This is a genomic window from Streptomyces narbonensis, from assembly GCF_014649015.1.
Lineage (GTDB): Bacteria > Actinomycetota > Actinomycetes > Streptomycetales > Streptomycetaceae > Streptomyces > Streptomyces narbonensis.
Window position 1 is genome coordinate 1 of record NZ_BMSF01000171.1, and the last position, 576, is coordinate 576.

The 576-nt window shown below is 25.7% G+C and carries 1 protein-coding gene; it reads left to right on the forward strand.

All coding sequences use genetic code 11. From position 1 onward, the window contains the following. Positions 1-137: 137 nt before the first annotated feature. Positions 138-576: group II intron reverse transcriptase/maturase (locus IE124_RS36405; protein ID WP_229833201.1), on the forward strand; the 439-nt coding region annotated here is incomplete at its 3' end.

Sequence of the window (576 nt, forward strand, 5' to 3'; positions counted from 1 at the left end):
ATATTAATAACTTCTTAAAAGAAAATTTAGGTATGTCAATTAATATAGATAAATCCGTTATTAAACATTCTAAAGAAGGAGTTAGTTTTTTAGGGTATGATGTAAAAGTTACACCTTGAGAAAAAAGACCTTATAGAATGATTAAAAAAGGTGATAATTTTATTAGGGTTAGACATCATACTAGTTTAGTTGTTAATGCCCCTATTAGAAGTATTGTAATAAAATTAAATAAACATGGCTATTGTTCTCATGGTATTTTAGGAAAACCCAGAGGGGTTGGAAGATTAATTCATGAAGAAATGAAAACCATTTTAATGCATTACTTAGCTGTTGGTAGAGGTATTATAAACTATTATAGATTAGCTACCAATTTTACCACATTAAGAGGTAGAATTACATACATTTTATTTTATTCATGTTGTTTAACATTAGCAAGAAAATTTAAATTAAATACTGTTAAGAAAGTTATTTTAAAATTCGGTAAAGTATTAGTTGATCCTCATTCAAAAGTTAGTTTTAGTATTGAATTCGGTAAAGTATTAGTTGATCCTCATTCAAAAGTTAGTTTTAGTATTG